8 protein-coding genes are annotated in these 10,217 nt (G+C 64.5%); 4 read left to right on the top strand and 4 right to left on the bottom strand.

All coding sequences use genetic code 11. The features are described 5' to 3' along the window. Window positions 1-4 precede the first annotated feature (4 nt). Window positions 5-742, top strand: a complete 738-nt coding sequence (locus tag PSET11_RS12050) for a glutamine amidotransferase (protein ID WP_124092563.1) — start codon at window positions 5-7, stop codon at window positions 740-742. Between the two features lie 78 nt (window positions 743-820). Here PSET11_RS12050 and PSET11_RS12055 read toward each other — a convergent pair whose 3' ends face one another. Further along, complete coding sequence (locus PSET11_RS12055; protein ID WP_124092564.1) at window positions 821-2,233, bottom strand: MFS transporter; 1,413 nt, start codon at window positions 2,231-2,233, stop codon at window positions 821-823. Window positions 2,234-2,502: 269 nt separating this feature from the next. On the opposite strand from PSET11_RS12055, the gene PSET11_RS12060 reads away from it, so the two are divergent. The 3 genes from PSET11_RS12060 to PSET11_RS12070 are packed head-to-tail and all read left to right on the top strand — an operon-like array spanning window position 2,503 to window position 7,752. Continuing rightward, window positions 2,503-3,948, top strand: coding sequence for an MFS transporter (locus tag PSET11_RS12060; protein ID WP_124092565.1), 1,446 nt, complete (start codon window positions 2,503-2,505; stop codon window positions 3,946-3,948). A gap of 1 nt (window position 3,949) precedes the next feature. Beyond that, on the top strand, window positions 3,950-6,181 hold the full coding sequence (locus PSET11_RS12065) for a molybdopterin oxidoreductase family protein (RefSeq protein WP_124092566.1): 2,232 nt from the start codon (window positions 3,950-3,952) through the stop codon (window positions 6,179-6,181). Then, on the top strand, window positions 6,178-7,752 hold the full coding sequence (locus PSET11_RS12070; RefSeq protein WP_124092567.1) for an FAD-dependent oxidoreductase: 1,575 nt from the start codon (window positions 6,178-6,180) through the stop codon (window positions 7,750-7,752). Before PSET11_RS12065 ends, PSET11_RS12070 begins: the two co-directional genes overlap by 4 nt. A 182-nt stretch (window positions 7,753-7,934) precedes the next feature. On the opposite strand, the gene PSET11_RS12075 is transcribed toward PSET11_RS12070, so the two are convergent. The 3 genes from PSET11_RS12075 to PSET11_RS12085 all read right to left on the bottom strand — a co-directional run bounded on the left by PSET11_RS12075 (window position 7,935) and on the right by PSET11_RS12085 (window position 10,078). Continuing rightward, the gene (locus PSET11_RS12075; protein ID WP_124092568.1) at window positions 7,935-8,657 is read right to left on the bottom strand and encodes a VIT1/CCC1 transporter family protein; all 723 of its coding nucleotides are present in this window, start codon (window positions 8,655-8,657) and stop codon (window positions 7,935-7,937) included. Window positions 8,658-8,755: 98 nt separating this feature from the next. After that, on the bottom strand, window positions 8,756-9,106 hold the full coding sequence (locus tag PSET11_RS12080) for a cytoplasmic protein (protein WP_124092569.1): 351 nt from the start codon (window positions 9,104-9,106) through the stop codon (window positions 8,756-8,758). A 75-nt stretch (window positions 9,107-9,181) separates the two neighbouring features. Beyond that, on the bottom strand, window positions 9,182-10,078 hold the full coding sequence (locus tag PSET11_RS12085) for a methyltransferase family protein (RefSeq protein WP_238989137.1): 897 nt from the start codon (window positions 10,076-10,078) through the stop codon (window positions 9,182-9,184). Between the last annotated feature and the right edge of the window lie 139 nt (window positions 10,079-10,217).

Here is a 10,217-nt window from a genome sequence, read left to right on the forward strand (position 1 = left end):
GGTCATGAAGCCATTCCTGCTCCTGGCCTCCCGTGCTGAGGACGCAGCCGCTGACGATGAGTATGCTGCATTCCTCAAGTACGGCGAACTGGAGCCGCACCAGCTGCGACGGATCCGGCTGGAGGCTGCTCCGCTGCCGGAGCTGGACCTGAACGACTACTCTGGCGTGTTCGTCGGTGGCAGTCCATTCACCAGCAGCGATCCGGCGGCTGAGAAGTCTGCCGTGCAGCACCGGGTGGAGGAAGAACTAGCCGGCCTGCTGGATGAGGTAGTGGAACGCGATTTCCCTTTTCTGGGAGCGTGTTACGGAGTGGGGACCCTGGGGCAGCATCAGGGCGCCGTGATCGACAGGACCTTCGGCGAGCCGCTGGGAATGGTGGACATCGAGCTCACCGCAGCGGGCCTGGTGGATCCACTGCTGGCAGGCCTGCCGCAGACGTTTGCTGCCCTGACCGGCCACAAGGAGGCCTGCAGCAAGCTGCCACCCGGCGCGGTTCTGCTGGCCAGTTCCGCCACTTGCCCGGTCCACATGTTCAGGGTCAAAACCAACCTGTACGCCACCCAGTTCCACCCCGAACTCGATATCGCCGGTCTCCTCACCCGGATGGACATCTACCGGCACGCAGGCTATTTTCCGGCCGAATCGGCGGAGGAACTCATGTCTTCCGTCCGCCACTTGAGCGTGAGCGAACCCATGGCAATCTTGCGGAACTTCGTGACCCGCTACGCCGTGGCCGATTAGCAAAAAGGCCCGGCGCTGGCCCCCTCATCAGGGACCAACGCCGGGCCTAAAAGCTGGTGCCTGAACGGCAGAGGCTGACTACGCCACGTTGTTCTCGTAGTCCATGTCCCGCGTTTCGCGGCTGATAAACAGCGCTATGAGCGTCAGGACGGACATGGAGGTGAGGTAGACCCCCACCAGTACGGGGCTGCCCTTGGCCATCTCCCACAGCCAGACGGCAATGAAGGGGGCCACGGCCGCACCAAGAATACTGGAGACGTTGTAGCTGATGGCCGAGCCGGTGTACCGCACATTCGTGGGGAACAGCTCGGGCAGGACCGCGCCCATGGGGCCGAAGGTGAGCCCCATCAGCGAGAAGCCGAGAATCAGCAGAGCCATGGTGCCCACGAATCCGCCGCTGAACAGCGGCACCCAGAGCAGGCCAAAGACGAAGATGCCGGCCGTGACAGCCAGCAGCATCTTCCGCCGGCCGTACTTTTCGGCCAAGGGACCGGACACCAAGGTGAAGATACCGAAGAAAACGACGCCGGCAATCAACATCCAGAGGAAATCGTTACGGGCGATGCCCAGCCCCGGAACGAACGCAGCAGCAGCAGCCTCGGTCATGGGCTTGCCTGCCTTCTGGGCAGCGGCCTGGGCTGCTTCCAGACTTGAGGCCCGGGTGCCGTACGTGAGGGTGAACGTGGTCATCAGGTAGAAGAGCACGTAGGTGGCGAGCATGATGAACGTGCCGAGGATCAGCTGGCGCCAGCTGGTCTTGAAAACGCGGGCCAAGGGCAGCTTTGCCACTTCCTTGGACTCGATCACCTTGGTAAACGCAGGGGTTTCGATCAGTTTGAGCCGGACGTACAGGCCGATGATGACCATGACGGCGCTGACCAGGAACGGCACTCGCCAACCCCATGCCATAAACGCAGCCGGAGACAGTGCGTAGCTGAAGACCAGGAAGATCACGTTGGCGATGATGAAGCCAATAGGTGCTCCCAGCTGCGGGAACGTGCCGAAGATGGCGCGCTTGTTGGCGGGGGCGTTCTCTGTTGCCAGCAAGGCGGCCCCGCTCCACTCGCCGCCGAGGGCCAGGCCCTGGGCGAAGCGCATGACGACCAGCAGTGCCGGTGCCCAGAACTCCCAGCCCGGGACAAGGGCGGTGGGCAAGCAGCCAATCAAGAAGGTGGCGATACCCATGGTCAGCAGCGACGCCACGAGCGTGCCCTTACGGCCAAACTTGTCGCCGAAGTGGCCGAACAGGATGGACCCCAGTGGGCGGGCCACGAAGGCCACGCCAAAGACGGCGAAAGAGCTCAGCAGCTGCGTGGTCTCGTTCTGGTTGGGGAAGAAGAGCTGCGGGAATACCAGCACGGCAGCCGTGGCATAGACGTAGAAGTCGTAGAACTCGACAGTGGTGCCAATCAGGCTGGCCACAATCACTCGGCCGCGGGAGTTCACCGGCTGCGGCTGGCCCGGGACCCTTGATGTATCGGTGGTTGACATAGTAAACGCTTTCATCAGGATGCGCCGGAGCCTGCAGGTCCGGCCTAGTCAGAGTTTTATCTTAGTTCCCGCCGTCCACCCTCTGGACAACTTGTCCGACATCCGGTCGTGTGGGCTGCATCTCAGCACTAGTGGTTCCTCACCAGCCTCACACTCCCCCGACGTCGCAGATAGGCAAATGTCACAGCGCGTTAACACGCCGCGACCATCCGCGAAACGCCGCTTCCCTACCTTTGAAGCCATAACATCCCGCACAAAGGAGGTACACCGTGACTGTCGATCGCATCGCTGATGCCGGCACCGGACCTTCCGTTGAACTCACCGGAGTCAACGGTTCCGCAACCGCCCAGCCCAGCCGTGAGAGTACCGCCCTGGAGTTCCGCCCCGGCCGTTGGATTGCCAACTGGGACGCCGAGAACAAGGAACAGTGGGAGAGCGTGGGCCGTGGCATCGCCCGCCGCAACCTCAACTGGTCCATCTTCGCCGAGTTCCTTGGCTTTGTGGTCTGGCAGCTCTGGTCCATCGTGGTGGTCCAGCTCCCAGCCGCTGGCTTCACGTTCAGCACCTCCGAGATCTTCTGGTTGATCTCCATGCCCAGCCTGGTGGGCGCAACCCTTCGGATCCCGTACACGTTCATGGTTCCCCGCTTCGGTGGCCGGAACTGGACCATCGTCTCGGCCCTGCTCCTGCTGATCCCCTCGGTAGGCCTGGCCCTCTGCGTGGCCAACCCGGAGACGCCCTTCGGTGTCATGCTGCTGGTGGCCGGCCTGGCCGGTTTCGGCGGCGGAAACTTTGCCAGCTCCATGGCCAACATCACCTTCTTCTACCCAGCCCGCGAAAAAGGCTGGGCGCTGGGCCTGAATGCGGCCGGCGGAAACTTGGGGGCCGCCGTCGCGCAGCTTGCCGTCCCCATTGTCATCACCCTGCTGGCCGTGGGCACCGTCAATCTCCCCATGGCCGGGTGGATGTGGGTGCCGTTCATCCTGCTGGCCGCGTTCGGTGCGTTCAAGTTCATGAACAACCTCACCAGTGCCAAGGGTGACGTGGCTGGTTCCGTTGCTGCGCTGAAAGAACCGCACCTGTGGATCATGGCGCTGCTGTACATCGGCACCTTCGGCTCCTTCATTGGCTTCGCAGGCGTGTTTCCCAAGCTGATCAAGGACTACTTCCCGGACTTCTCCACCATCGGAGTGGGCACGGTTGCCTTATCCCTGGCGTTCCTGGGCCCCTTGGTGGGTTCACTGGCCAGGCCGTACGGAGGCCGGATGGCCGACCGCATGGGCGGGGCTCGGATGACAGTGGCAGCGTTCGCGTCCATGGCCATCATTACCCTGACCATGATCTGGACCCTGCCGCTGCGCAGTTTCTGGCTCTTCCTGGTCCTGTTCCTGATGCTCTTCACCGCCAGCGGCTTCGGAAACGGCGCCACCTATCGGATGATCCCGGTCATTTTCGCCACCTCCAGCAGGGCGGCGAAAAACGGAGCAAACTCCGTGGCAACGCAGCGGCTGGCGTCCTCAGCGCTGGGACTCATCTCCGCCATCGGCGCCTACGGCGGGTTCGTGATCCCGCAGGTCCTGAACGCTGCCAACACCGCCACCGGCTCCTACACCCCGGCGTTCTACGGCTTCGTGGCCGCGTACGTCCTCATGCTGGTGGTCTGCTGGGCCTGCTACATCCGCAACGCCAACCGAAATGCGATGGGACACGTCTAACATGCCCGGAAGCGCCGACACGCACTGCCCCTACTGCGCGCTGCAGTGCGCCATGACGCTGATCCCCACTGCGGATCTGGCCCCGGCATCAGCGCCGGGGCCAGCCCCTGTGTCCCCCACCGCGGCTCCACTGCTCACCGTGGCCGGTCGTGATTTCCCCACTAACCGGGGCGGGCTTTGCCGGAAGGGCTGGACGTCGGCAACCCTCATCAACCACCCCGGCCGTATTACCGAACCACTCCTGAAAGGGCCCGACGGCGTTCATCGCCCCATCTCTTGGGAGCAGGCCTTGGCCACTGCTGCTGCCGCCGTTCGCAGCACGCGGGCCCGGCACGGCGCAGACGGGGTGGGCGTCTTTGGCGGCGGCGGCCTCACCAACGAAAAGGCCTACATGTTGGGCAAGTTCGCCCGGCTGGCGCTCGGAACGTCCCGGATCGACTACAACGGTAGGTTCTGTATGTCCTCCGCAGCGGCGGCCGGGATGCGCGCCTTTGGCGTGGACCGGGGACTCCCCTTTCCGCTCGAAGCGCTCGATGCGGCGTCGACCATCATGTTGCTGGGTTCCAACGTGGCCGAGACCATGCCACCGTTCGTGAAGCACCTCAAAGGGGCCCGCGACACGGGTGGGCTGATCGTGGTGGACCCGCGCCGTTCGGCCACCGCCGATTTCACGTCCGACGGCGGCGGCCTGCACCTGCAGCCCCTGCCGGGCACCGACCTCACCCTGCTCCTCGGCCTCTCGCACGTGGTGATCGCTGAGAACCTGGCGGACGCCGCCTACATCGCGGACCGGACCTCTGGCTATGCGGCGGTGGCCCGCAGCGTGACCACGTTCTGGCCAGAGCGGGTCCAATCTCTCACTGGTGTCCCGGCGCACCTGATCCGAGAGACGGCGCGAAGGCTTGCCGCTGGCATCACCCGCGGCGGCACCTACATCCTCACCGGCCGCGGCGTGGAACAGCACGTGGATGGCACCGACACTGCCACCGCCGCTATCAATCTCAGCCTGCTGCTGGGACTCCCCGGCTCGGCCACCAGCGGCTACGGCACCCTCACCGGCCAAGGCAACGGCCAGGGCGGCCGCGAACACGGACAGAAAGCGGACCAGTTACCTGGCTACCGCAAAATCACGGACCCCGCCGCACGGGCCCACGTTGCTGGGGTGTGGGGCGTCCCCGAAAGCCTCATCCCCGGGCCGGGGCTTCCCGCCGTGCAACTGCTCAAATCACTGGGACAACCGGGCGGCGTGCATTGCTTGTTCGTGCATGCCTCCAACATTGCCGTGGCCTCCCCCGATGCCAACGCCGTCATCGCTGGCCTCAAGAGCCTGGATTTCCTGGTGGTGTGCGACTTCTTCATGTCCGAGACGGCAGCCATGGCGAACCTGATCCTCCCGGTGCTGCAGTGGGCTGAGGAGGAAGGCACCCTCACCAACCTTGAGGGCCGGGTCCTCCGCCGCCGTCGTGCACTCACCCCGCCAGCCGGCGCCCGGAGCGAGCTGTGGATCATGGCCCGGTTGGCCGAGGCCTTGGACGCACCATCCACCTACAGCGAAGACCCCGAAACGGTATTCGAGGAGCTGCGGCTCGCCTCCGCCGGAGGACTGGCCGACTACTCGGGGATCAGCTACGCCATGCTGGACCGTGGCGAGGCCGCCTATTGGCCCTACCCTGCCGGGAGCACCGGAACGCCACGGCTCTTCACTGAACGATTTGCGCACGCCGACGGCAAGGCGGTGCTGACCCCGGTGACGCCGCGCCGCCGTCGTACGCCTGAGGCAACGGTTGCACCCGACGCGCCAGGCGCAGTCCGCACCGGTGCCGCCTCACCCACTGCCAAGGCCATGACCCTCATCACCGGTCGGCTGTTGGAGCACTATCAGTCGGGGGCACAGACGCGGCGGGTGGCTGAGCTCCTCGCCACGAAACCCGAGGCGATGCTGCAGATCCATCCGGCAGCAGCGGCCGCACTGAATCTTACTGAGGGCGACCTGGTCTCCGTGGCGAACGAGCGCGGCGAGGTGGTGTGCCGCGCTGAATTGAGTACCGCCATCCGGCCCGAGACCGTGTTCCTGCCGTTTCATTTCGCCGAATTGCAGAGCGCCAACCGCCTGACGGAGGCCGCGACGGATCCCCTTTCGGGGATGCCCGAGTTCAAATTCAACACCGTGTGGGTTCGGCCGGTCGCCGCTCCCCAGACGGTGACGGTTCCTGACATGCTGGAGATCCCATGAGCGAGCAGACAGTCATTGTGGGGTTTGGCCCCGTGGCCGCCCGATTGGTGGATGAGCTGATGCCGGCCGTCCGCGCAGGCCACGTCCGTCTCACGGTGGTGGGCGAGGAAGCGGAAGCGGCGTACAACAGGGTGCTGGTTGCTGACTTGGGAGTTGGCCGCACCACCGCTGACGCCTTGGCGTTGGCCGATGCTGCGTCCCTGGTCACCGCCGGCGTTGACGTGCGGCTAGGCACCCGGGTCCGCCGCGTGGACCGGGCACGCCAGCAGGTACTCCTCACCGATGGCAGCGCTGTTCACTACGACAGGCTGGTGTTTGCCACCGGTGCGCGGCCGGTCATTCCCAACCTCACCGGCCTCAATCCGGACCCCACCTCCCCCGTGCTGCCTCGGGGCGTGATTGCGCTGCGGGATCTTCGCGACGCCGGCATCCTGCACCGGGCCGTGGCTGGCGGCAAGCGGGTGGTGGTGTTGGGTGGCGGTGTGCTGGGCCTCGAGACGGCGCTGGCCGCAGCCGAGGAAGGCGCCACAGTCACCGTCGTTCACAACGGGCCGCACCCGTTGGGCCGCAGCATCGACCGCGGTGGCGGAGCCGTCCTCGCCGCGAACCTGCGCCGCTGCGGCGTGCGGATGGCCGGCAACGCACGGTCCACGGGCGTGGAGCACCACGCGGCCGACGGCGGCTTCTCGGCCCTGCTGCTCAGTGATGGTTCCGCGATTGACGGCGACCTCCTGGTCCTCTCGTGCGGGGTCCGGCCCCGCACGGAGTTGGCCCACGGTTGCGGCCTGTCCACGGGTATTGGGATTGTGGTGGATCACCGGCTGCGGGCGCACCACGAACCGCACATTTTCGCGATTGGCGATTGCGCCGAAGTCCACTGCCCCGATCCCACGTGCGCGCAGTGCAGTGATGCTTTGGGACCGCCCGGCCTGGTGGGACCGGGCTGGCGGCAGGCCGAATGGTTGGCCGAATACCTCACGTTGTTGGCGCAAGGCCACGCGGAGCAGGCCGAAGCGTTGCCCGAACTGCCGGCTGAGCAACCGGGTGTGATCGTACTCAAGGCTCGCGGCATGAATATGGCGGTGGCCGGCAACAACGCCGTTGAACCGTGGGACGAGGAGCTGCTCACTGCGGGTTCGGGCAACGGCAGGGCTCGCCTGCACGTTGCCCAGTGGGCAGACCCTGAACACGGCCGCTATGTGAAGATGACCACCCGGGATGGAGTGCTCGAGGGCCTCGTGGCCGTGGGCATGCCGCGCACTGCTGCGGAACTGGTGGGACTTTACGAACGCGGTGCCGAGCTGCCCGCGGACCGCTCGCTGCTGCTTCGGCTCGACGGGCCGGACCAGTTGCCGGGCAGCGGCTCAGCCGACCCGAACGGCACCGTCTGCCGGTGTGCCGGCGTCAACGGCACCAGCATCCAAGCCGCAGTGGCAGACGGCTGCGCAACCGTGACCGAGGTGTCCAAAGCAACCCGGGCCGGGACCGGTTGCGGCGGCTGCCATGATGACATCCGCGGGCTCATCGAAGAGCACTTTGCGGTCGTTGGTCTGCCTCAAGAGCGCTTGTAGTGCTGAGGATGAGGCCCTAGCTGCCGCTCCATTCCGAAGCCGACCCCGAGTGGCCGGTCACGATGGCTTGGTAGATCAGGAACAGTCCGGCAAGGGCTCAGAGCACTGATGTGGCGGGAACAAGCCGGCGGGCAGCCAGTTGGCGGCTGACGCCACGTAACGCCGGGCCAGGTGTGCTGTAGTCAGGCTATCCCGGTGGTACCAAGCAACAGGCCAACGCCGTACGTGAAAGCCATCGCAAATGCACCGCCAATAACCAACCGCAAAGTTGCCTTGCGTTTCGAACTGCCACCAATCCTTGCACTGATCGTGCCCGTGACTGCTAGGGCAATAACAACAGCCACAAAGGTCATCGGGATCCGGATGTCGGCCGGTGGCAGCAAGATCGCCAACAACGGCAACACCGCGCCCACGGTAAAGGCAACAGCTGAAGCACCTGCAGCCTGCCAAGCGCTGGCCACTTCCGTCTCGTCGATCCTCAGCTCAGCCTCCAGATGCGCGGCCAAAGCATCACGGGCCGTAAGCTCCCTCGCGACAGTTCGGGCGGTCGCTTCGCTGAGTCCCTTCGCCTGGTAAATGGCCGCAAGCTCCTCCAGCTCGCCCTCCGGATCGTCGGCGAGTTCTTGGCGTTCTTTTTCAATCAGCGCCCGCTGGCTGTCACTCTGACTACTGACGGACACGTACTCGCCCAGCGCCATCGAGACGGCACCACCCACGACGGCCGCCGCCCCAGCCACCAGAATGGGAGTGACATCGTTGGTTACGCTGGCGACACCGACTACCGTAGCGGCAACGGACACAATGCCGTCATTGGCACCAAGAACGCCAGCTCGCAGCCAATTCAAACGAGCGGCAATGCCATCATTGTGCGGCTCGTTGGGGTGTTGCTTCAGCAGCTCACTCATACGGGCCAGTAAAACACCGTCTAACTCCCCCGACCAGACAGGATTGCATAGCCTAATCCTCCAGCTCCCGTTACCATCAGTGAATATTCACAACTCGCTCAAGGACCTGCGGGTCCCAGCTGATCGGGACGGCCCCGGGATGAATCCGGCGCGGCTTCCTTGAGTTCAACGAAGAAGGTGTGCGTCTCCGTGTCGCCGATGTTTTCTCCGGCGTGGTCCTGCTCCGGCACCCACCGTGCCACGCCGGCCGGCAACTCCACATCCATAGTTTTGCCATTGGAAGAAAGCCGCCGGTGGAACGCGCTGGCTGTGATCATCACACTGTCGGGATGATGGTGTTCAGTCGTTGAATGCCCAGGGCTGTCCGTGTACTCGAGTACACGGACACGATCGTTCTCAAACACCAACCGGTAGTTCCCGGGGTTGGTCTCCACAGGATCCTTTGCCATGTGCGGACTCTACGCCGACGGTTCCGCTCGCACCAGAGGCGCTGCATCCGCTCAGCTGTGGCCGTTGCCCGCCGATCACTGGCGTGGTGCTGGCCGTGTGCTTCGGTCCTGCGGCACGCGAGGAATCCAACAGCTCACAGCGTCGCGGTAGCGCTGGAATTCTTCGCCGAACCGTCCCTCAAGATCAGCTTCCTCCAGCGGTCTGACGGCGTAGTTCCACACGAGAGAGCCCGCCACCGCGTAGACCACCACAAACCAGGATTGGACGATCAGGCCGACCGCGGCGCCTTGGACGATTCCAGAGACCGCCATCGGATTACGAACCCACCGATAAGGTCCTGCGATGACCAGTCGGTTGGCTGTTGCTGACGGCAAGGGAGTGCCATCTCCAAGCGTCGACATCGCCACGGCAGACCAGAGGCCAAGGCCGCTGGCGAGCACCAGAATTATGAACCCAACCGGAGCAACGAATGATGGAAAGGAGAACACAACATCCCAGCGCCGTTCCAGGGCGGTCAAAGTGACCGGAACAACCACAAGGAAGAGTCCCCAGAAGACGACTATTTGGATAAACGTTGAGGCGACGTGCCTTGCAGATGTCGCACGGCTTGCGGCGGGGCGGAAGGCGAACGGACCGCGGATGATGAACTCATTCGGTACCCGCCCCAACAGAATCAAGCAGAGTGCAATCACCGAACCGCCAGCAGCAGCAACCATCGTCACGGCACCCCAACCGGCCTCCGTTGTCACTGTCGCGTACCACGCCAAGGCGACAGCCACGGTGCCGGTCCAGCAGGTGCTGACTATCGCGGCCACCCTGAAACCACACGCCGCAAACGCCGAGGCCAGGACGAACAACGGAATATCGAAGGCCGCGACCACGACCGGATCGAGACTACCCAGAGTCGCCTCCCGCACCACGGGCGAGGCAAAGACTGCAATCCACCACGACAGACCAGCAATCGCCTGCAACCCGAAATAAACCCGCCCCCATCGAGCGATGGAGCCGGTCTGAGCTGCTGCGGGGATTTCGGACAGCGGAATTAGTGGTTTCTTCTACGCTGCCAGGGCTGGCTGTTGATAACCATAGTGGACTTCGTTGGGCCGACGG

The sequence above is a fragment of the Arthrobacter ulcerisalmonis genome (assembly GCF_900609065.1).
GTDB lineage: Bacteria > Actinomycetota > Actinomycetes > Actinomycetales > Micrococcaceae > Arthrobacter > Arthrobacter ulcerisalmonis.